A 20368-nucleotide genomic window follows, 5' to 3' on the forward strand; every position below is an offset into this window, starting at 1 on the left:
GGCGGGCTCCTATACTGCTGCCAGTTCGAGCCCGCGGCGAGGGCAGGGAATGTTCGGGTTTGGCTGATTGGGAATGCACGCATGCAATGGATCTTTATGCTGGTCGGCCTGGTGCTCGGGGCTGTGGCGGATGAAACGCTGACTGCCTCGCTGCTGGGCGCGCTGCTTGGCCTGGGCCTTGGTCAGGCGCTCAGGCTGCATGGGCTGGAGCGTGAAAATGCGGCGCTGCAGGCCCAGCTCAAGACCTTTGCCCAGCGTTTCGAGCAGGGCACGGCCGCCCTCTATGAGCGCCTGCTAAAGCTGGAGCAGCCTGCCGCCACGGCCAGCGAGGTGGCGCAACCATCTGCCGCGCCGGCCGCTGTTGCCGAACCCGCGCCGGCGCAGGCTGACCCTGTGCAAGCGGCCCCTGCGCAAACGGCCAGTGCAGCGCCCACCGAGGCGGAGCTGGACTGGTCCCTGGACTTTGAGCTACCCGAGCCGGATAAACCCGCCGCGCCTGCCCCGCAAGCAGCTGAGCCGAAGCTCACCCGCAAGCCTGCTGCGCCCTGGAAGCCCGCCGCGCCACGCCAGCCGACGTTGATCGAGCGTGGCTTCAGTGCCGCCAAGAACTGGTTGTTGGGCGGTAATACCGTGCTGCGCGTGGGCGTGGTGCTGCTGTTTCTCGGCCTGGCCTTCCTGTTGCGCTACGCCACCGAGGGCATGGTGGTGCCGGTGCAGTTGCGTTATGCCGGGGTCGCCGCCAGTGCGCTGGCCCTGCTGGGCTTGGGCTGGTGGCTACGCCTGCGCAATCCGGGGTATGCCCTGATGTTGCAGGGCACCGGGATCGCCGTGCTGTACCTGACCGTGTTCGCCGCCATGCGCCTGCATCCGCTGCTCGACCCGGGCCTGGCCCTGGGGCTGCTGGTACTGGTCACGCTGTTTTCGGCGATTCTGGCGGTCAAGCAGGATGCCCTGGGCCTGGCCGCGGCGGCGGCCCTGGGCGGTTTCGCCGCGCCGATTCTGACCTCCACCGGCAGCGGCAACCATGTGGCGCTGTTCAGCTACTTCGCTCTGCTCAACGCGGGAATCTTCGCCATCGCCTGGTTCAAGGCCTGGCGCTTGCTCAACCTGATCGGTTTTGTCGGCACCTTCGGCATCGGCTTCGCCTGGGGTATCCGCTCCTACAACCCAGAGCTGCTGTGGAGCACCCAACCGTTCCTGCTGCTGTTCTTCCTGATGTATGTGGCCATCGGCCTGCTGTTTGCCCGGCGCAAGCTGCGCGAGGCGGCGGATGCGCCGCAAGAGCGCGATCAGCTGCTGCGTTGGGCGGCGCGCCAGGGCGACTATATCGACGCCACCGTGCTGTTCGGCCCGCCGCTGGTGGGTTTTGGCCTGCAGTTCGCCCTGGTGCAGCATATCGAGTTTGCCGCGGCCTTCAGCGCCCTGGCTCTGGGCCTGTTCTATCTGCTGCTGGCGCGGTTGCTGGTGGGCCGCACGGGGGAGCGCGCGACGCTGCTGGTGGAAACCTGCCTGGCCCTGGGCGTGGTGTTCGGCAGCCTGGCGATTCCCCTGGGCCTGGACGCGCGCTGGACCTCGGCGGCCTGGGCGGTGGAAGGCGCGGGCATCTACTGGCTGGGGCTGCGCCAGCAGCGCGGGCTGGCGCGGGCCTTCGCCTTGCTGCTGCAGTTCGGCGCGGCCGTGGCCTTTGTTATGGGTCTGGAGGGCGCTTATCGGACTCTGCTCGACGGTGCGCCCCTGGGCGCGCTGATGCTTGGCGCGGCCTTGTTGTTCAGCTACTGGCAGTTGCGCCGCAGCCCGCCCGGGGCGAGCAGCAGCTGGGAGCGGCGCGGTCTGCCGCTGCTGGCCTGCAGTGGCCTGGCCTGCCTTTATCTGATTGCGCCGCTGCTGTTTGCCGCCCAGGGCACAGCCATCAGCTGGGCCGTGGCTGGTTTGCTGACCCTGCTCGTGGGCCTGCGTTTGCCGGCGCGCAGCTTTCTGTTCAGCGCCTTCGCCGTGCAGCTGCTTGGCGGTTTGGTGTTTATGGCGCAGATGGCCGGCGATGCGCTGACCGGTGGTGGCGGTTTTGCCGCTGGCTGGCAGGGCCTGCTGACCTCTTCCTTGATCGGTCTGGGCCTGATCGCCGGCATGTTGCTGGCGGCGCGCGATCCTCAGGTCAGCGCCGACCGCCGCCTGCTGCGCGGCCTGTCCCTGGTGCTGCTGGTGGGGCTGGTATTTCTCAACCTGGCGGTGCTGTTCGTTCTGCCCTGGGCCACGGCCAGCGCGGTATGGGGCGGCAGCGGGCTGTTGATCATCTGGCTTAGCCTGCACTTGCAGCAGCGTGCCAGCTTTGTTTTCGGTCTATTGCTGCAGGGCCTGGCGGGGTTGGTGTTCCTCGGCGTCAGCCCGCTGCTGTACGGCCAGCTGGACAGTGAGGGGCTGCGCCCGCTGGCTCATGTGGACTTCTGGACGCCACTGGTGCTGGGCATCGCCGCCCTGGTCGGGGCCTGGCGTCTGCAGCAACTGGCGCGCCGCGAAGGGCCTGCTGCCCTGGGCAATTTCAGCCTGCTCGGCCTAGCCCAGTTGCTGCTGGTATGGGGCGCGGCCTGGTGGGGGCTGGCGCTGAGTAGCGAAGTGCTGCGTTTCCTCGCGCCGCAATGGCAGGCGGCGGCCTTGCTTGGCGTCGCTTCCCTGAGCGTAGCGGCGGCCAGTTGGCTGGCACCCCGTGCGCGCTGGCCGGAACTGGCGTTGCTGTGCGGCCTGTTGATCCCCCTGGCCGGCGTGGTGTTGCTGCACGCCTGGCACCTGCACTATCAGCCGGCGGCGCAGTTCGGCTGGCTGGGCTGGGCGCTGCTGTTCGCCGTGCACTTCTGGTCGCTGCGACGGCTGGCCGCACAGCTACCGGCCGGGGCCCTGAGCGCCGCTCATGTGCTGGGCTGCTGGTTGCTGCTGGGGGTCCTGGCGCTGGAGTTGCGCTACCTGTTCTTTGCCCTGTCCGAGCATTACAACGCCTGGCGCTGGCTGGGTTGGGCGCTGCTTCCCAGCGGCTATTTATGGCTAATGTCCCTGCCGCGGCAGTGGCCTTGGCCGCTGGCGGCCTATCCACGGGAATATCGCCTGCTGGCGGCTGCCCCTCTGGCGCTGCTGATGCTCGGCTGGTTCTGGCTGGCCAACGTGGCCAGCGCCGGCGATGCCGAACCGCTGGCCTATCTGCCGCTGCTCAACCCGCTGGAGCTGGGCCTGTTGTTCGCCCTCGGGGCCGCCTTTGCCTGGGCGCGTACGGGCTTGCCGGCGTTGGGTATGGACGCCATGCGCAGTCAGTGGCTGACTCAGGCAGTGGCGGGTGCCTCGCTGTTCGCCCTGCTCACCGCCATGGTGATGCGCACCGCTCATCATTGGGGCGGCGTGCCTTATCAGTTGGATGGGCTGCTCGATTCGATGCTGGTGCAGGCCGGCTTGTCGATCGTCTGGACCCTGATCGCATTGCCGCTGATGGTCCTCGGCAACCGCCGTGGCCAGCGTGAGTTGTGGCTGATCGGCGCGGCGCTGATCGCCGTGGTGGTGGCCAAGCTGTTGTTTGTCGAGCTGGGCAATCGCGGTGGCCTGGAGCGCATCGTGTCCTTTATCGGGGTGGGGGTATTGCTGCTGGTGGTCGGCTATTTCGCCCCGTTACCACCACGCAAGGCCGAAGCCGAAGTCGAGCAAGTCCGGGAGCAGTTATGAAAAGGGTCAAATCGTGTTACCTGGGCTGGGGTCTGCTCGCCGGTCTGTTGCTCAGCCCATTCGCCCAGGCTGAGGAGCGCCTGGAGGATTACACCGTGCAGCTGCCCCTGGCGCTGTCCGGCGAAGGCCCCTGGTATCGTCTGGAAGTGCCCATGGCCCTGCATTTTGCCGCACGTTTCGGCGATCTGCGTGACCTGCGGGTGTTCAATGCCGAGGGTCAGGCGCTGGCCTATGCCCTGGTGCCGGGGCAGAGCGAGGCGCACGACAGCCAGCAGGAACAGGCGGTGCGCTGGTTTGCCCTGTATGCCGAGCAGGACGATGCCAGTGGCGTGCCCAACTTGCGGGTGCAGCGCAGTACCAGCGGCACCCTGATTGAACTGCTGGATGAAGCGGACGCCGCGCCGAAGCCGGCGCAGCTGCGTGGCTGGGTGCTCGATGCCAGCGCGATCGAGGAGCAGTTGGTGCGTTTGCAGCTGGATTGGGTCGGCGCTCAGGAGGGCTTTCAGCGCTTCAGCATCGAGGCCAGCGATGACCTGCAAACCTGGCAGCCCTGGGGCACGGGGCAGCTGGCGCGGCTGTCCTTCGGCAGCGAACGCATCGAACAGCGCCAGGTCGAGCTGCCGGGGCGCAAGGCGCGTTACCTGCGCCTGCTCTGGCAGAGCCCGCAACAGGCCCCGCAGCTGACCGCGGCGACCCTGCACAGCCAGCGCAGCGAACAGGCCCCGGCACCGCTGGTGTGGTCGCAGGCGTTGCCGGCCAGTCGCAGCCCGGATGGCGAGTACCAGTGGCAACTGCCCCTGGCTCTGCCGCTGGAGCGGCTCAGGGTCGAACTCAGTCAGGCCAACAGCCTGGCCCCCATCCGCGTCAGTGGCCGCAACGAAGCCAAGGGTGCCTGGCGATCGCTGGCCCAGGGCCTGCTCTATCGCTTGCCGGAAAATGGCACGGAGATCCGCCAGAACGAACTGCAGTTGCCGGGCTGGCCGGTGCAGCAGCTGCGCCTGCAGGTGGATCCGCGCGGCGGTGGGTTGGGCACTGAGCCGCCGACCGTGCAGGTGGCTGTGCGCGCTAGCCAGCTGGTGTTTCTGCAGCGCGGCAGTGGGCCTTATCGGCTGGCGCTGGGCCGCGCGGGGGCGCAGTCGGCGGCCCTGCCGCTGAACACCCTGATTCCCGGCTATCAGCCGCAGCGTCTGCAGCAATTGGGGCGTGCCGAGCTGCTGACGGAGGCTGCACTGGCGCCGCAGCAGCCTAACGCTGCCGCCGGCAGCGACTGGAAGCGCTGGGGGCTCTGGGCGGTGCTATTGCTGGGCGTGGGCATGCTGGGGTGGATGGCCATCAGTCTGCTGTGCCGGCCGCCGGGCGACTGAAGGTTGATGCTGGCCTGTCGCCATAAATAAACACATGATCAGTAATGGCTTTTACAGTATCGTTGGCCGCTTGAATTGATCGACGTTTGAGGTCAGGAAGGCCCTTGCGTATCGCTATCTCGACTACAGTGCGGCCTCTTGCCGCCAGCGTTTCTGGGGGCCGGGCAGCTCTGTGCTGCTGGCGTATCGGGCCGTTATCCATTGCAGCGCAAAACCGATGAATGCTTGCGGGGATTCCGCCTGGGCGCTGACTGCGCCGGTGCTGCTGACGATCTGTGTGTGTTGCGGCGTGCTGCTGCTGGCGCGCTGGGTCAAGCGCCAGCGCTACTTTCCCGGGCGGGAAACTTTTATCGTGCTGCACCTGGCCAGTATCTGGTGGATGGTGGCCGCCGGCCTGGAAATGGCCGCGCAGGGCCCGCAGTGCAAGGTGTTCTGGGCCAGTATGGCCTGGCCGGGGATTCTCGCGGTACCGACCTTCTGGGCGATGTTCCTCTGGCAGTACGTCAACAGCGTGCGCCAGCCATTGTCGCTGCGCACTACCCTGGGGCTGGCCGTGGTGCCCCTGCTGATCTGGTTGATGGCCCTGAGCAATCCCTGGCATGGCCTGTTCTACGGTCCAGGCACCGCGCCGCTGAGCGATGCCCCGGGTGCACCTATCCGCTACCAGCACGGCCCGCTGTTTTATGCCGCGGCGGCCTATCTCTATCTGTTTATGGCCTTCAGCATAGGGGTGGTGCTGCGTGCGGCGCTGGTCAGCTACGGCGTGCACCGCCGCCATTTTATGGCGTTTGCGGTGGTCACGGTGTTCCCCTGGGTGGCCAATATCAGCTATGTGGTGTTCGGCTGGATGCTGTTCGGCTTCGACCCCACGCCCTTCAGTTTCGCCTTTACCCTATTGGCGTTCGCCTGGCTGATCGTCGGCGTGCGTCTGTTCGATCTGCTGCCGGTGGCCCGTCACCTGCTGCTCGATGCGCTGCTCGATCCGGTGCTGGTGGTCGATGCCCAACTGCGGGTGATCGAGGCCAACCCGGCGGCGCTCAAGCTTTCCGGCTTGTCCGGTAGCTGGCAGGGGCGGCCGCTGGCGGGCTGGCCGGTGCTGGGGGCGGATTTGCAGGTGCTGCTGGCCGCCCAGCCCAAGGCCGAGCAGGAGCAATTGCTGGCCCTGGCCAATTCGGCGCGCTACTTCGAGGTGCGTATCCGCGCCATCGAGCGCACGACTCATCGCGGCACCCTGGTGCTGGGGCAGATGCTCTATTTGCGCGATGTCACTCAGCGTCACCTCAGCGAGTTGAAACTGGCCGAGGCCCTGGCCGTCAGCGAAGAGCGCCTGCGGATCATTTCCGACCTGCATGAGCAGCTGCGTGAGCAGGCGCTGTGCGACCCGCTGACCGGCCTGTACAACCGCCGCTACCTGGACGAGTTCTTCGCCCGCGAGCTGGCCCTGGCCCAGCGCGAGCGCACGCCGATCTCCCTGGCCCTGATCGATTTGGATCATTTCAAGCGGCTCAACGATGAGTACGGCCATCTGGAAGGCGATGACGTGCTCAAGGGCGTGGCTCAGCATCTGCTGGAAAACCTGCGCAGCTCGGATGCACTGTTCCGCATCGGCGGCGAGGAATTCCTCCTGATCCTGCCCCGTGCCGATGGCCAGGAAGCGCGTCAGCGCCTGGACACCATCTGCCGCAGCCTGGCCGCCCATCCCATGCCCACTCGCGGCGGTGCCCGCTACGTCACCCTTTCCGCCGGCCTGGCGCTGTGGCCCGAGCAGGGCCTGGCGCTCGACGAGTTGCTCCAGGTTGCCGATGCGGCGCTGTACCAAGCCAAACACGAAGGGCGCAACCGGGTGTGCGCGCTGCCCAGCTAGGTCTTCGCGTACCCGTGAGGTAACCCGCGCAGCCCTGAACTCACCCAAATGGGTGAGGCTGGCGTTAGCCCGTGCATTGGTTCACAAAACTGACTACATTCTGTGCCGGTAAGGTCCAATAAAAATAAATTTCCAGGTGGCCCATGAAGCGACTTTTAACCCCATTAGCAGCGGCATGTCTGCTCGCAGCATCCCCCTCCCTTGTACTGGCCTCGCCCTATTCCGGGTTGGTGGTATTTGGCGACAGCCTCAGCGATGCCGGGCAGTTCCCTGACTCGGCCAATTCGACCACTCAAACCCAGCGCTTCACCAACCGTATTGGCCCGCTGTTTACCGATGCAAGCGGTGAGATATACGGCTCGACCTCGCCCATGCTGCTGGGCGAGTTGCTGGGCCTGGGCCCGCAAACCCCTTCGACGTCTTCGGTTCTGGCCGACGCCGGGCTACCCGACGGTTCCAACTGGGCCGTAGGCGGTTATCGCACCGATCAGATTCTTGACTCGATTACCGAAGTTGGCGGCTCGGTAGTTGCTGATAATGGAATTACTTTTCGTCAGCGCGATGGTTTCCTTGTGGACCTGGCCAATCGTGGCCTGAGCCTTGACCCTAATACGCTGTTTTATGTGAACGGTGGGGGCAATGACTTTCTTCAGCTAGCCATCAACCCGTTCGCCTTGCCGGATGTAGCAACCCAGCAGGCGCAGGCCGCAGCTGGTCGTTTGGTTGATAGCGTCGAGGCCCTGCAAACTGCTGGCGCGCGCTACATCATGGTTTCTTTGCTGCCCGATGTGGGTGGCACGCCGAGCGCGGCTGCTTTGGGTGCGTTTTTCCCCACATTGCCGGGCACCATCTCTGGGCTGGTGGGCGATTTCAATACCGAGCTGGTCAGCCAGTTGCGCGGCGTTAACGCCAATATCATCCCGCTGAATCTGCCGCTGTTGTTGACCGAGGTGCTCGCCACCCCCGGCACCTATGGTTTTGATGCCACTCAGGAACTGACTGTCACCTGCTTCAGCAGTTGCGCCAACGTCAACACCACCTGGGGCATCAATAGCGCTACGCCGGACCCGAGCAAGCTGATGTTCAATGACAGCGTGCACCCGACCACGGCCGTGCAACAGATCGCCGCTGATTACTCTTATTCTCTTCTGGCTGCGCCCTGGGAGCTGACCCTGTTGCCGGAAATGGCCCATGGCACCTTGCGCGCGCACCAGGACCAGCTGCGTACCCAACTGCTGGCCGACTGGGAAGCCTGGCAGCCTGTTGGCCAGTGGCGGGCGATGGTTTCCGCTTCCGGGCAGCGTCTGGACTTCGATTCCCAGCGTGCCTCTGCAGGGGCCGACGGCGATGGCTACAGCCTCAACCTGGGCACCAGCTATCGGCTCGACGAGGCCTGGCGGGTGGGCGTGTCCCTTGGTGTGTACGAGCAGGAACTGCAGGCTGGCAGGGCCGATTCCGACTACGACATGCGCAGTTATCTGGCCACCGCCTTTGCCCAGTACCAGCACAACCGCTGGTGGGGCGATTTTTCCGCGAGTGCGGGCTACCTCGACTACCAGGACCTCAAGCGCAAATTCGACCTTGGCATTACCCAGGCCGGCGAGAAGGGCGATAGCGAAGGCCAGTTGTGGGCATTGAGCGGGCGGGTGGGTTACGACATCGCCCAGCCCGGCAGCAACTGGCACCTGAGCCCCTTCCTCAGCGCGGACTACGCGCGGGTCGAGGTGGACGGTTATGCCGAGTCGGGCTCGCGTTCGACCGCATTGACCTTCGCCGACCAGACCCGCACCTCCAAGCGTCTGGGCTTTGGCTTCCAGGGCAACTGGATGCTCGGTGCGAGTACCCAGGTGTTTGCGGAAATCGCCCGTGAGAAGGAGTACGAGGACGATGCAGCCAAGCTCAATGTCGCCCTCAACAGCCTGCCGAGCCTCGATTTCACCCTGCAGGGCTATCAACCGGACGACCGCCTGGACCGTCTGAGCCTGGGCTTCAGCCAGCAGCTGAGCAAGGATCTGGCATTGCGCGGGGCCTACAGTCTGCGCAAGGGCGAGGATGACAAGCAGCAGGGCGTCAACCTGGCGTTGACCTGGAACTGGTAGCGACCAACGGGCGGCAGCAGGAGGCACTGCCGCCCTTAAAGGAGTAAACTGCGCGCGATTTCCTTCCTTCCGGAGCACTCCATGTCCCGCGTTACCCTCAGCCGCTACCTGATCGAGCAGACCCGCAGCCATAACACTCCGGCCGATCTACGCTTCCTTATCGAGGTGGTGGCGCGTGCCTGTAAAGCGATCAGCCATCAGGTGTCCAAGGGTGCCCTGGGCGGTGTGCTGGGCAGCATGGAAACCGAGAACGTGCAGGGCGAAGTGCAGAAGAAGCTCGACGTGCTGTCCAACGAGATTCTGCTTGAGGCCAACGAGTGGGGCGGCCACCTGGCCGGCATGGCTTCGGAAGAAATGGACAACGCCTACCAGATTCCTGGCAAGTACCCGAAGGGTGCTTACCTGCTGGTATTCGATCCGCTGGACGGCTCCAGCAACATCGACGTCAACGTCTCGGTCGGTACCATCTTCTCGGTGCTGCGCTGCCCGGATCGCAATGGCGAAGTCGGCGATCTCGGCGAGGAAGCCTTCCTCCAGCCGGGCACCCAGCAGGTGGCTGCCGGTTACGCGATCTACGGCCCGCAGACCATGTTGATGCTGACCCTCGGCGATGGCGTCAAGGGCTTCACCCTGGACCGCGAGCTGGGCAGTTTCGTGCTGACCCATGACAACATCAAGGTGCCGGAATCGACCAAAGAGTTCGCCATCAACATGTCCAACCAGCGTCACTGGGAAGCACCGGTGCAGCGTTACGTCAGCGAACTGCTGGCGGGCGAGACCGGGCCGCTGGGCAAGAACTACAACATGCGTTGGGTCGCCGCGATGGTTGCCGACGTGCATCGTATCCTCACTCGTGGCGGCGTCTTCATGTACCCGCGCGACAGCCGCGAGCCGGAGAAACCCGGCAAGCTGCGCCTGATGTACGAAGCCAACCCGATGTCGATGATCATTGAGCAGGCCGGCGGCGTCGCCACCAACGGCACTCAACGCATTCTGGATATCCAGCCGACTTCTCTGCACCAGCGCGTTGCGGTCTTCCTCGGTTCCAAGGAAGAAGTGCTGCGCATCACGGCTTACCACCGGGACTGATTGATGCAGCAACCCTGGCAGCCCTTGCTTGACTGGTGGTTCGGTGCGGCCGGCTTCGGTGCGGCCGGCTGCGGCCCAGGTGTGACGGCTGCCGAGGTGGCAGCCAGCCGTACGGCGCTGTGGTTCGGCAAGCAGGACCGCCAGGATGATCAGGCGCGCGAGCAGTTTGGCGCGCTGGTCGAGCAGGCCCTGGCGGGTCAGCTGCAAGACTGGCAAGGCGAGCCTGAGGGTTGGCTGGCCAACATCCTGTTGCTCGACCAGCTGCCGCGGATGATCTTTCGCGATACCCCGCGTGCCTTTGCCGGCGATGTCCTGGCTCGTCCGTTGGCCCTGCGTGGGCTGGGATCGGCAACTGCAGCCCATCCAGCGGGTGTTTGCTTACCTGGTGCTGGAGCATGCTGAAGATCTGGCGCTGCAGAACCAGGCGGTGCAGCTGTTTCAGGCGTTGTTTGAACAGGCCGCAACCGTCGAGCGCGAGCTGTTTGCCGGCTATCTGGACTATGCCGAGCGCCACCAGCGAGTGATTGCCCGCTTTGGCCGTTTTCCCCATCGCAACCAGATTCTCGGGCGCACCCCCAGTGCCGAAGAATCTGCCTTTCTGCTGCAACCTGGCTCGCGCTTCTAACATCCAAACAAGCAAGTTCGCCATTGCTATGCCAAGCTGGTCTTGGTTCTTTCCTCAGGAGTTTCCCTATGTCTCTGCGTGTCGTCGCTCTACTCGCCGGTTGCCTGCTGCTGGCCGCCTGCGGCAAGGTCAATCAGGATAATTACGCCCAGCTCAAGCCGGGCATGAGCAAGGCCGAGGTGGAGAGCCTGCTCGGTAGCCCGAGTGAGTGCGCGGGTGCATTGGGCATGTCGAGTTGCACCTGGGGCGATGAGCAGCGCTTTATCAGCGTCCAGTACGCCGGCGAGAAGGTCATGATGTTTTCCGGCAAGGGCCTTAAATGATGCGTCTGCTGGTGGCCGCGCTGGCCCTTGCCGTGCTGGCGGGCTGCGCCAATTCGGGTACCGGCGTGGTACCACCGCAAACAGTAGATCGGGTCGATCTGGAGCGTTATCAGGGCACCTGGTACGAGCTGGCGCGCCTGCCGATGTACTTCCAGCGTCACTGTGCGCAGTCCGAGGCAACCTACGGCCTGCAGGAGGATGGCAACCTCGCGGTGAGCAATCGTTGCCGCACCACGACGGGAGAGTGGCAACAGGCGCAAGGGCAGGCGGTGCCGCAGTTGGCCGGGCAGAGCAACAAGCTCTGGGTCAGTTTCGATAACTGGGCCAGTCGTCTGCTGCCAGGGCTGACCAAGGGTGAGTACTGGGTGCTCTACCTGGACGATGACTACCAGAATGCCCTGGTCGGTCACCCGAACCGCAAGTACCTCTGGCTGCTGTCGCGCAGCCCGAACGTTGCCGACCAGACTCGCGAGCTGCTGCTCAGCGAGGCGCAAAGTCGTGGCTATGACACCGACCGCTTGATCTGGCGCAGCAGCAACCAGCAGATCGAGCCCTAGCAGGTCGTTTTGTAGCGGCCTGCTAGGGCTTGGCTTTGGCTTTTGGGCTATGCAGGCGGATGCTCAGCTGGGTGTCCGCCTCGCCATGTTCGAACAGGCAGTCGAGGGGCGCAGGTTTGCCATTGACCAGTGGCGGGTTGCCGGAAAAACCCACGGGTTCGAGGGGAATCCCGCGCCGGCTGTGGTCGAGTCGGCCATTGCCGTTGCTGTCCTGAAACAGCTGGATGGCGTAGCGCCCCGGGGCAATATCCACCAGTCGCACCACGGCCGCGCTGCTGCGCAGCTGCAGCAGCGGTTGTTCGGGCCAGTGCGGCTCGACGGCGACCAGTGCCAGGTAGAGGTCGCCGCTGGCGTGACTGCCCTCTACTTTGACCAGGATGTCGCCAGCCTGGGCCAGCGGGCAGCTCAGTAGCAGCATCAGCCCGGTTTGATACCCGGCCTTCTTTACGGTTTGAAGAATTCTCTGTGGCATAATCCGGGCATTTTGCAGGGGATTGGCTGGCGATGCGTCAGGTCTTGATCGTTCATTTTTCGCAAACCGGCCAGCTAGACAGGTTGGCGCAGTCAGTCTGTGGGCCGCTGCAGCAGCACGGCGATATTCAGCTGGATTTTCTCCAGCTGCAACCCGCACAACCTTACCCCTTTCCCTGGCCGTTTCTCGACTTTTTCCGGATTTTTCCGGAAACCGTGCTGATGCGCCCGCAGCCTCTGCTGCCGTTGGCGGTGGATGCGAGCAAGCGTTATGACCTGGTGATCCTGGCCTATCAGGTGTGGTTCCTTTCGCCATCGCAGCCGATGACCGCCTTTCTCGCCTCGCCTGAAGCGGCGCAGCTGCTCAAGGGCGCACCCGTGGTGACCCTGATCGGCTGCCGCAATATGTGGCTGATGGCCCAGGAAAAGGTCAAGGCACGGCTTGCTGAGCTGGGTGCGCGACTGGTGGACAATATCGCCCTGACCGATGCCTGCGGTACCGCGGCAAGCTTTCTGGCAACGCCCTTGTGGCTGTTTACCGGACGGCAGAAGCCTTACAGCTGGGTGCCGCGCGCCGGTATTGATGAGGAGGAAATTGTCGCCGCCAGCCGTTTTGGCCAGGCCATGGTGCAGCGGCTGACGGCCGATAGTCTGCCGATCGAGCAACCCATGCTGGCCGGGCTTGGCGCGGTGCGAATTGATGAAAAGCTGATCGCCAGCGAGAAGGTCGGCAATCGCAGCTTCCAGTTATGGAGCCGCTTACTGGCCGCTTTAGGCCCGCAGCAGAGCCGTCGCCGTGCGGTCGGGCTGGTGGTGTATATCGTTTTTCTGTTGTGCCTGATCGTCACTGTAGTGCCGCTCAGTGCCTTGCTTAAAAAAATGCTGGCACCTCTGTTCACGGAGCGAACGCAGCGTGAGAAGGCCTACTTCGCCGGTCCGTCTGGCGAGTGAAGTGACCCGAGGAAACCCCGTGGTACAACCCGTATTTATCAATCGCATCAGCGCCTTTCTGCCCCATGCGCCGGTCGACAACGAGCAGATGGAAGCGCGCCTGGGTCTGGTCGGCGGCAAACCGTCGCGTGCGCGCAAGCTGATTCTGCGCAGCAATGGCATTGTCCAGCGTCACTATGTGATCGACCCGCAGACCGGCGCGCCGAGCATGAACAATGCCCAAGTCAGCGCGGCCGCGATTCGCGGCCTGTTGGGCGGCGATTTCCAGCTGGATGATCTCGATTGCCTGGTGGCCAGCAGTGCCTCGCCGGATCAGGTCATGCCTGGCCATGCGGTGATGGTCCAGGGCGAGCTGGGCAATCCGCCCTGCGAAGTGGTCTCCACCGCGGGTATCTGCCTGTGCGGCATGACCGCGCTGAAATATGCCTGGATGAGCGTGGCCAGTGGCGAAAGCCGCAACGCCGTGGCCTGTGGCTCGGAAGTGGCTTCGACCCTGATGCAGGCGAGCAACTTCAACGCCGAGTACGAGAGCCGCCTCGACGAGCTGGAAACCCATCCGGAGATCGCCTTTGAGAAGGACTTTCTGCGCTGGATGCTCTCCGATGGCGCCGGTGCCGTACTGCTGCAAGGCCAGCCGAACCGCACGGGTCTGAGTCTGCGCATCGACTGGATCGACATCTTCTCCTTCGCCGATCAGATGCCGCCATGCATGTACGCCGGGGCGGAAATGGTCGACGGCCAGCTACAGGGCTGGAGCCGCTATGAAGGTGCCGAGCGCAACCGTTGCTCGCTGATGGCGATCAAGCAGGACGTCAAACTGCTTAACGACAATATCGTCAAATACACGGTGGAAGAGACGCTTAAGCGCATTATGGCGCGGCGTGAACTGCATGCCGACGCGGTCGATTATTTCCTCCCGCATTACAGCTCGGAGTTCTTCCGCGAGCGTCTGGCCGTGGGCCTGGCCAATGCGGGCTTGCCTATTGCGCAGGAACGCTGGTTTACCAATTTGACCCGCAAGGGCAATACCGGCGCGGCGTCGATCTTTATCATGCTCGAAGAACTGTTCAATTCAGGCCGCCTGCGCAGCGGCCAGCGCCTGCTCTGCTATGTGCCGGAAAGCGGGCGTTTCTCCAGCGCCTTTATGCAGCTGACAGTGGTGGGCCAGGATGGTGATAACGCATGAAGCTCGATGAAGTTCCCCAGGATCACAGTTCCACCTACGGTGGCCACAGCAAGCTGGTCTATGCGGTGGATGCCAGTGGCCATTATCAGGGCGCGCAGAGCGATGGCTGGGAGCCGGAAGCCTTCGCCACTCAGCTGGCCGTGGCCGAGCTGCAGGAGCAGGAAGCCGAGGCCGAAGCGGGCTGGCAGCGCGGCGAGCTGTCGCCACTGAAGTGCCTGATGTACCGCTATCGCCTGGATGAACCGGCGCTGTCGCAGATCACCGGGTTGTGGCAGTGGCGCATCCGTCGGCACTTTCGTCCGGCCATTTATCGGCGTTTGTCGGCCGCCATTCTGGCGCGTTACGCCGAGGCCTTTGGCCTGCCCGTTGAGCAATTGACCACCTACCAGAAGGGCATGGCATGAGCAGTTTTCAGCATCAACAGAGCGCCCACTGCGAAAGCGGGGTGATGGCTAGCCTGTTGACCCATGCCGGTCTGCCGATAAGCGAGCCGATGGCCTTTGGTTTGGCCTCCGGCCTAGCTTTCGCTTATCTGCCGATCGTCAAACTCAGCGGTATGCCGCTGATTGCCTACCGCATGCCGCCCAAGCACCTGATCAAAACCCTGAGCAAACGCCTTGGCGCACGCCTGCACACGCGTACCTTTGGCGATCCCGAGCAGGGTCGTCGTGAGCTGGATGCAGCGCTGGACAGCGGCCGCCTGGCCGGGCTGCAGAGTTCGGTGTTCTGGTTGCCGTATTTTCCGCCGGAGATGCGCTTTCACTTCAACGCACACAATCTGCTGGCCTATGGGCGCGAGGGCAATGAATACCTGATCAGCGATCCGGTGTTCGAAGAGCCGGTGCGCTGCGCCGTCGAAGACCTGCAAAAAGCCCGCTTTGCCAAGGGCGCATTGGCGGCCAAAGGGCTGATGTACTGGCTTGACGACGTGCCGCTGGAGCAGGACTGGAACAAGCTGATCCGCCAGAGCGTACTGTCGACTACGCGCATTCTCGACGGCATGCCGCTGCCATGGATCGGTATTCGCGGCATTCAGCATCTGGCCAAGCAGGTCGATAAGCTCGACCCGGCGCAGAGCAAATACAACCGCTTGTACCTGACCCATATCGTGCGTATGCAGGAAGAGATCGGCACCGGCGGCGCGGGTTTCCGCTTTATGTATGCGAGCTTTCTGCAGGAGGCTGGCGAGAAACTGGGCGACAGCAATCTGCAAGAGGCCTCGGCGCAACTCACCGCCATCGGCGACAACTGGCGCCAGTTCGCCTCGGCCTGCGTGCGCGCCAGCCGCAATAAGGGCGAGACGCCCAACTTCGCGCCCATCGCCGCAAGCCTGCGCGGGATTGCCCTGCAGGAGCGTGGGTTGATGAAGGAGCTGGCGGCCTGGAGCAAGCGCAAATAGCCATACCCGCAAACTTCGCGGGCATGGCCCGCTCCTACGAGACGCTGTGATTCGTAGATGGGTGCCAACCCATCGGTTGTCATTGGGTGGTGATGGGTTGGTACCTGTGCGGTCCGACCCATCTACAGATTGATCCGCAACACCTCGGTGCCTGCACTGAGTTCGGCAAAACTGTTGGCGTACGCGCCCGCAGCTTGCCCTTCCAGCAGCACAGCCTGCACACAGAAATCCCCGCGCTCATCGCAGACCAGCAACAATGCCTGCTCAATCAAACCATCCTGCAAATCCAGATTGGCTAGGGCCTGTAACTGCGCCCAGACTTGCTCGCCCGCGCCGATAAACAGATTTGGCCCGTCGATGCCGAGCTGCTGGGCGATATAAAAGCCGGCGGCGTTGCTCACGCTATTCACAAACTCGAAGGGTTTGGGCTGCTTGTGCTGCACGCACACCGCTTCCAGCAGAGCGCCCATGGTGGCCCGCGCCGGATGGGCGGAGGCCAGATACAGGCCGCAGTTGCTGCGTACCTGGCGCTTCAGTGGAGCGGCGGCTAGCAGGCATTGCAGGATCAACCGGTCGATACGCCGGGGTGGGCTGTCCAGCCACTGACCCAGAGCGGCCTTCAGCTGCTTGTCGCAGGTAGTGGCCAGGCCGCGGATTTCGCTGGCGGCGATTACCGGCATAGGGTTTCTCCCGTGCTGCAGCCTTGCAGAACCAGGCTGGCGTTATTGCCGCCAAAGCCGAAGAAGTTGGTCAGTAGCAGGCTGTCTGCCGCCAGCATCTGCGGCTCTGCGCTTAATGGCAGCATGGCTTGGCTGGCGTAGCTCACGCCGGGCAGCGGACCGTTTTGCAGGGCCTGGAGCAGCAGCAGGCTTTCGCTTAGGCCGCAGGCGCCCAGGGTATGGCCGAGCCAGGGTTTGAGCAGGCTCAAGGCCGGCATCTGTTCGCCATACAACAGGCGCATGCCATTGCTTTCGGCTTCATCGTTGGCGCTGGTGGCGGTGCCGTGCAGTTTCACCAGGTCGATCTGCGCAGCCGCACAGCCGGCGCTGCGCAGGGCTTGTTGCATCACCCAATGGATATGGCTGCCATCTTCGCGGGTGGTGGTCAGGCTGCTGGTGTCGCAGGCGCTAAAGCCGCCGAGCAGGCGCGCCAGTGGTGCGTCACCCGGCTCGCGGCTGAGCAGCACGGCGGCATAGGCTTCGCCCAGCAGTAGGCCGTCGCGCTCGGGGTGAAACGGGCGGTACTGGCCGCTGGGACTGGTCAGCATCAACGCGCCGAAACCCTGCATGGCGATGGCGCTGGGTGTTTCGAAACTCAGCACCAGGGCGCGGGTGTACTGACCGGCGTTGATCAGCCGGGCACCATACAGCAGGCCGTTGGCAGCGCTGGTGCAGGCGGTGTTCAGGGTAAAGGCAGCGGCAAAACCCCAGCGCTGGCGCAGCTGGTTGGCGAGCAAATCCAGCGGCGTCGAATCTTCCGGGAGAAAGCCTTGTTGCTGGCTGGTCAGGGCTTCCAGTTCGCTGATATCCAGGCTGGTACTGGCGATGATCAGCAGGCAGTCGTCGAGTGCCTGGGGATTTGCGCCGAGGGTTTCGCCCAGCAGGCGATCCAGGCGCTTACTCAGGTTTTCGCCGGTTTTAGCGGCGTACAGATAATTGCGCGGCTCATGCACTTCATGCAGCACAAAGGCCTCGCCCTGTGGCAGCTGGCCCGTATGCAAAGCTTGAGCGGCGCTGTGCAGGTTATCGCCCAGAGCGCAGTGCAGGGCGGCGCGTTGCAGGTAGATCGGGGTCACTGCTGTTGCCGGATATAGGCGGCAATGCTGGCGATGCTGCCGAGGATGCGTCGGCCGTCTTTAGCGCCCTCAATGCGTACGCCGTAGTGCTGCTGCAGGGCCAGGGAGACTTGCAGGGCGTCGAGGCTGTCCATCGCGATGCGGCTTTTTGCGCCGAACAGCGGTTCGTCGTCGGCGATGCTCTGCCAGTCGATATCGTCTTCCTTGTCGCACTCGCGGATCAGCAGTTGCTTGAGTTGTTGTTCTAGTAGTGAGTGGTCCATTGCGTGCGCTGTACTCGTCGGGTGAACAGAAGCAGCCCGGCTATGCCGCACAGCGCTGCAAATAGCAGCAGGCGCGCGCAGTAGGGGGCGATGTCGGCCAGTGAGCCGTGGCCCACCAGCAGGGTGAGAAAGGCGTCCAGCGCCCAGCTCATCGGGGAAATTTCCGCCAGCTGGGCCATGGCTGCCGGCATTACGCTCTTCGGCACCATAATCCCGCCAATCGCGGCGAGCAGGATATTGATGCCGCCACCGAGCAGCAGCGCCTGTTCGCTGCTGCGCGCCAATGCGGCCAGCAGCAAGCCCAGGCTGCAGGTGGCCAGAGCGATGCTGAGTGCCAATAGCGGATAGGCCATGGCGCTGCCGGGCAGGCTTAGCGCCGACAGGCCAAGCAGCGGCAGGCCGTAGACGCCAATGCTCAACAGCAGAACGAATTGCAGGAGATTGATCGCCAAGTACGGCAGCAGTTTGCTTAGCACCAGGGTGCCGAGGTTCAAGCCCAGGCAGCGTAGGCGCAGCAGGGTGCCGCTCTGCTGTTCGCGCTGAAAGCCTCCGGCCATGGGCAGGACGACGAAGAACATGCCGAAAATCAACCAGGCCGGCACGCTCAGCTGGGTGGCGTTGGCGCGGCCGCTAAGATCGCCGCTGGCCAGTTGTTCCTGCTCATCAATCTGGCTCTGGGTGCGCTGCTGTACCAGCTCCAATCGCTCGGCGCGGCTTAGTTCGGCATCAACTACGCCGCTGTCTTCCAGATAAGCCAGCAGCCGGGTTTGCGCCAGGGCAATGCTCACCGCGCTATGCAGGCGCTGGCGCGAGAGTTTGTCGAATTGCGCCGGGAAACTCAGGCTGGGGCCCTGGTGCGGGCTATCCAGCAGCTTATCGGCGAAGTCGGCGGGCAGGCGCACATGGGCCAGGCTTTCGCTGCTTTCGTCGAATAGCTGGCTGTCGGGTAATTGCGCCTGCAAGGCGTCGCGGAAGAACTGGCTGGCGTCGTCGCGCGGTGCTTCGATAATCAGGCGCAGCGCCGGCGGTTTATCCTGCATATAGCTGGACATGGCCCCGGCCATTAGCAGCAGAAACAGGGTCGGCATAATAAACAGCACGGCCAGCGCATGGGGGTCGCGCAGCAGCAACAGCGCTTCCTTGCGCACCAGCGCCCAGAGCCTCATAGCCGGCCTCCGTTAAGGCGCAGATAGAGCTGCTCAAGTGAGGGGCGGCCAAAGCGCAGCAGATTGGGCAGGCCATCTTGGGCGGCAACAAATTCGGTGATTGCCAGCAGCTGCTGGCCATTCAGGGCTGCGATACGCAGGCCCTTGGGTAGGGTTTCAGCGCTCAGGTGCAGACGCGCGAGCAGTTCGCTCAGGCCTGCGGGCGCGTTGTCCGGCCATTCCAGCAGCAGGCCGTGGTCGTCGCCGAGCAGTTGGCGTTTGTCCAGATCCAGGCGCACCTGGCCTTCGTGCAGCAGCAGGATGCGTTGCGCCACTCGCTCGACTTCTTCCAGGTAGTGGCTGGTGTAGATCACCGCCTTGCCGTCGGCCGTCAGTTGCTCGACGGCGGTCAGCAGGTGCTGGCGACTCGCGGCGTCTACGCCCACGGTGGCTTCATCGAACAGATAGAGTTCGGCCGGTTGCAGCAGGCCGATGGCGAAATTCAGCCGCCGCTGTTCGCCGCCGGACAGCTGCTCGCTGCGTCGCGTCAGCTTGTCTTCCAGGGCGCAGATATCGATGCACTGCTGCAGGCGTTGCCGGCGTTCGGTGCCGCGCAGGCGATAGAGGTCGGCAAACAGTTCGAGGTTCTCGCCCACCTTGAGCCCGGCGTAGAAGGCCAGCTGCTGCGGCACCAGGCCGAGCCTGGGTTGACCTTCCCAGCGCAGCTCGCCCTGTTGCAGCGCCAGCACGCCGCTAAGCAGCGACAGCAGGGTTGTCTTGCCGGCACCATTGCTGCCGAGCAGGCCCAGGCATTCGCCGGCCTGCAGCTGCAGGTCGATACCCTGCAGCGCGGCGCGGCTGGCACCCGGATAGCTGTGGCCGACGTGGCGCAGTTCAAGCATGGATCAACACCAGCAGCAGTTTGCCGTCGAGCAGCAGGCGTTGCTCGCTGTGGATACTGAAGGCATACAGCGCGCCTGCCGGGCTCAGCGCCTCCTGGTTGGCGCTGACCTGCAATGCGCCGCTGCGCTGCGTCGGTTCATGGTGCAGCTGCAACTGCGAGAGCTTGCCGACCAGGGCCATTTCAATGGCACTGGCATCGCCGTATAAGGCACCATGCGCGGCGCACAACTGGGCCGCTGCTTCGAACAGCAGGCAGGGCGAGGCGTTGGCACCAAAGGTCTCGAGAAAGCGCCAGGCACTCAGGCCCTGAATGCTCAGTCTGTCATGCGCCAACAGGCCATCCAGCCAGAGGGCTGGGCCTTGGTGGGGCAGCAGGCTGTGCAGTTGAGTGCGATCCATTGCGGGCGGCCGAAGCAAAGAGGCCGGCAGTGTAACAGAGGGGCTGCAGGTCGCGCAGCGCCTGGCTTTGAGGGGCTAGCAGGCCGTTGAAAAACGTAGGCGAGGCAGGCAAGACAAGGCAAAAACGGCCGAGGAAGCGGAGTTTACTGGTTGTAAATGAGCATTACTCGTTTCACTCGCCCTTCGGGTCGCGCTGGAGCGCGTTAGCCGCAAGCGGCTTGCCGAGGCCGTTTTTA

General features: G+C 64.0%; 18 protein-coding genes and 1 pseudogene. 12 read left to right on the top strand and 7 right to left on the bottom strand.

Going from position 1 to position 20368, the window contains the following annotated elements:
* Positions 1-81: 81 nt before the first annotated feature.
* The 8 genes and pseudogenes from VMP31_RS07380 to VMP31_RS07415 all read left to right on the top strand — a co-directional run bounded on the left by VMP31_RS07380 (position 82) and on the right by VMP31_RS07415 (position 11620).
* Positions 82-3699 carry a DUF2339 domain-containing protein gene (locus VMP31_RS07380; RefSeq protein ID WP_325505587.1) on the top strand — a complete coding sequence of 1206 codons (3618 nt, stop codon included), beginning with the start codon at positions 82-84 and terminating at the stop codon, positions 3697-3699.
* Positions 3696-5063: a DUF3999 domain-containing protein gene (locus tag VMP31_RS07385; protein WP_325505589.1), complete on the top strand. Its 1368-nt coding sequence runs from the start codon at positions 3696-3698 to the stop codon at positions 5061-5063. The genes VMP31_RS07380 and VMP31_RS07385 overlap by 4 nt, the downstream gene beginning before the upstream one ends.
* A 217-nt stretch (positions 5064-5280) precedes the next feature.
* On the top strand, positions 5281-6927 hold the full coding sequence (locus tag VMP31_RS07390; RefSeq protein WP_325505591.1) for a histidine kinase N-terminal 7TM domain-containing diguanylate cyclase: 1647 nt from the start codon (positions 5281-5283) through the stop codon (positions 6925-6927).
* A gap of 143 nt (positions 6928-7070) precedes the next feature.
* Positions 7071-9026 carry an autotransporter domain-containing protein gene (locus tag VMP31_RS07395; protein ID WP_325505593.1) on the top strand — a complete coding sequence of 652 codons (1956 nt, stop codon included), beginning with the start codon at positions 7071-7073 and terminating at the stop codon, positions 9024-9026.
* A gap of 81 nt (positions 9027-9107) precedes the next feature.
* Entirely contained in the window at positions 9108-10115 is a 1008-nt protein-coding gene (locus VMP31_RS07400) for a class 1 fructose-bisphosphatase (RefSeq protein ID WP_325505595.1), read from the top strand.
* 3 nt (positions 10116-10118) lie between these two features.
* Positions 10119-10740: pseudogene (locus VMP31_RS07405) on the top strand (DUF924 family protein).
* Positions 10741-10808: 68 nt separating this feature from the next.
* On the top strand, positions 10809-11063 hold the full coding sequence (bamE, locus tag VMP31_RS07410) for an outer membrane protein assembly factor BamE domain-containing protein (RefSeq protein ID WP_325505597.1): 255 nt from the start codon (positions 10809-10811) through the stop codon (positions 11061-11063).
* Positions 11060-11620 carry a lipocalin family protein gene (locus VMP31_RS07415; RefSeq protein ID WP_325505599.1) on the top strand — a complete coding sequence of 187 codons (561 nt, stop codon included), beginning with the start codon at positions 11060-11062 and terminating at the stop codon, positions 11618-11620. The genes bamE and VMP31_RS07415 overlap by 4 nt, the downstream gene beginning before the upstream one ends.
* 22 nt (positions 11621-11642) lie before the next feature.
* On the opposite strand, the gene VMP31_RS07420 is transcribed toward VMP31_RS07415, so the two are convergent.
* Positions 11643-12038: a DUF2141 domain-containing protein gene (locus VMP31_RS07420; RefSeq protein WP_325505601.1), complete on the bottom strand. Its 396-nt coding sequence runs from the start codon at positions 12036-12038 to the stop codon at positions 11643-11645.
* 86 nt (positions 12039-12124) lie between these two features.
* On the opposite strand from VMP31_RS07420, the gene VMP31_RS07425 reads away from it, so the two are divergent.
* The 4 genes from VMP31_RS07425 to VMP31_RS07440 are packed head-to-tail and all read left to right on the top strand — an operon-like array spanning position 12125 to position 15627.
* Complete coding sequence (locus VMP31_RS07425; RefSeq protein WP_325505603.1) at positions 12125-13042, top strand: dialkylrecorsinol condensing enzyme; 918 nt, start codon at positions 12125-12127, stop codon at positions 13040-13042.
* Positions 13043-13061: 19 nt separating this feature from the next.
* Positions 13062-14228: a beta-ketoacyl-ACP synthase III gene (locus VMP31_RS07430; RefSeq protein WP_325505604.1), complete on the top strand. Its 1167-nt coding sequence runs from the start codon at positions 13062-13064 to the stop codon at positions 14226-14228.
* On the top strand, positions 14225-14632 hold the full coding sequence (locus VMP31_RS07435; protein WP_325505606.1) for a hypothetical protein: 408 nt from the start codon (positions 14225-14227) through the stop codon (positions 14630-14632). The genes VMP31_RS07430 and VMP31_RS07435 overlap by 4 nt, the downstream gene beginning before the upstream one ends.
* Positions 14629-15627 (top strand): BtrH N-terminal domain-containing protein, encoded by a 999-nt coding sequence (locus tag VMP31_RS07440; protein ID WP_325505608.1) that lies wholly within the window; start codon positions 14629-14631, stop codon positions 15625-15627. Before VMP31_RS07435 ends, VMP31_RS07440 begins: the two co-directional genes overlap by 4 nt.
* A 122-nt stretch (positions 15628-15749) precedes the next feature.
* Here VMP31_RS07440 and VMP31_RS07445 read toward each other — a convergent pair whose 3' ends face one another.
* From VMP31_RS07445 to VMP31_RS07470, 6 genes are read right to left on the bottom strand one after another with little or no spacing between them, the layout of a single operon-like run.
* On the bottom strand, positions 15750-16307 hold the full coding sequence (locus VMP31_RS07445) for a hypothetical protein (protein WP_325505610.1): 558 nt from the start codon (positions 16305-16307) through the stop codon (positions 15750-15752).
* Positions 16298-17422, bottom strand: a complete 1125-nt coding sequence (locus VMP31_RS07450; RefSeq protein ID WP_325505612.1) for a beta-ketoacyl synthase N-terminal-like domain-containing protein — start codon at positions 17420-17422, stop codon at positions 16298-16300. Before VMP31_RS07450 ends, VMP31_RS07445 begins: the two co-directional genes overlap by 10 nt.
* Complete coding sequence (locus VMP31_RS07455; protein ID WP_325505614.1) at positions 17419-17685, bottom strand: acyl carrier protein; 267 nt, start codon at positions 17683-17685, stop codon at positions 17419-17421. The genes VMP31_RS07450 and VMP31_RS07455 overlap by 4 nt, the downstream gene beginning before the upstream one ends.
* Complete coding sequence (locus VMP31_RS07460; RefSeq protein WP_325505616.1) at positions 17667-18851, bottom strand: ABC transporter permease; 1185 nt, start codon at positions 18849-18851, stop codon at positions 17667-17669. Before VMP31_RS07460 ends, VMP31_RS07455 begins: the two co-directional genes overlap by 19 nt.
* Positions 18848-19732: an ABC transporter ATP-binding protein gene (locus VMP31_RS07465; protein WP_325505618.1), complete on the bottom strand. Its 885-nt coding sequence runs from the start codon at positions 19730-19732 to the stop codon at positions 18848-18850. Before VMP31_RS07465 ends, VMP31_RS07460 begins: the two co-directional genes overlap by 4 nt.
* Positions 19725-20132: a beta-hydroxyacyl-ACP dehydratase gene (locus tag VMP31_RS07470; RefSeq protein WP_325505620.1), complete on the bottom strand. Its 408-nt coding sequence runs from the start codon at positions 20130-20132 to the stop codon at positions 19725-19727. The genes VMP31_RS07465 and VMP31_RS07470 overlap by 8 nt, the downstream gene beginning before the upstream one ends.
* Positions 20133-20368: the final 236 nt, after the last annotated feature.

Source organism: Pseudomonas sp. (assembly GCF_035512415.1).
Lineage (GTDB): Bacteria > Pseudomonadota > Gammaproteobacteria > Pseudomonadales > Pseudomonadaceae > Aquipseudomonas.

Coding starts and splice junctions, on each gene's coding strand:
- VMP31_RS07380 (WP_325505587.1), top strand. CDS start 82: ATGCAATGGATCTTTATGCTGGTCGGCCTGGTGCTCGGGGCTGTGGCG.
- VMP31_RS07385 (WP_325505589.1), top strand. CDS start 3,696: ATGAAAAGGGTCAAATCGTGTTACCTGGGCTGGGGTCTGCTCGCCGGT.
- VMP31_RS07390 (WP_325505591.1), top strand. CDS start 5,281: ATGAATGCTTGCGGGGATTCCGCCTGGGCGCTGACTGCGCCGGTGCTG.
- VMP31_RS07395 (WP_325505593.1), top strand. CDS start 7,071: ATGAAGCGACTTTTAACCCCATTAGCAGCGGCATGTCTGCTCGCAGCA.
- VMP31_RS07400 (WP_325505595.1), top strand. CDS start 9,108: ATGTCCCGCGTTACCCTCAGCCGCTACCTGATCGAGCAGACCCGCAGC.
- bamE (WP_325505597.1), top strand. CDS start 10,809: ATGTCTCTGCGTGTCGTCGCTCTACTCGCCGGTTGCCTGCTGCTGGCC.
- VMP31_RS07415 (WP_325505599.1), top strand. CDS start 11,060: ATGATGCGTCTGCTGGTGGCCGCGCTGGCCCTTGCCGTGCTGGCGGGC.
- VMP31_RS07420 (WP_325505601.1), bottom strand. CDS start 12,038: ATGCTGCTACTGAGCTGCCCGCTGGCCCAGGCTGGCGACATCCTGGTC.
- VMP31_RS07425 (WP_325505603.1), top strand. CDS start 12,125: ATGCGTCAGGTCTTGATCGTTCATTTTTCGCAAACCGGCCAGCTAGAC.
- VMP31_RS07435 (WP_325505606.1), top strand. CDS start 14,225: ATGAAGCTCGATGAAGTTCCCCAGGATCACAGTTCCACCTACGGTGGC.
- VMP31_RS07440 (WP_325505608.1), top strand. CDS start 14,629: ATGAGCAGTTTTCAGCATCAACAGAGCGCCCACTGCGAAAGCGGGGTG.
- VMP31_RS07445 (WP_325505610.1), bottom strand. CDS start 16,307: ATGCCGGTAATCGCCGCCAGCGAAATCCGCGGCCTGGCCACTACCTGC.
- VMP31_RS07455 (WP_325505614.1), bottom strand. CDS start 17,685: ATGGACCACTCACTACTAGAACAACAACTCAAGCAACTGCTGATCCGC.
- VMP31_RS07460 (WP_325505616.1), bottom strand. CDS start 18,851: ATGAGGCTCTGGGCGCTGGTGCGCAAGGAAGCGCTGTTGCTGCTGCGC.
- VMP31_RS07465 (WP_325505618.1), bottom strand. CDS start 19,732: ATGCTTGAACTGCGCCACGTCGGCCACAGCTATCCGGGTGCCAGCCGC.
- VMP31_RS07470 (WP_325505620.1), bottom strand. CDS start 20,132: ATGGATCGCACTCAACTGCACAGCCTGCTGCCCCACCAAGGCCCAGCC.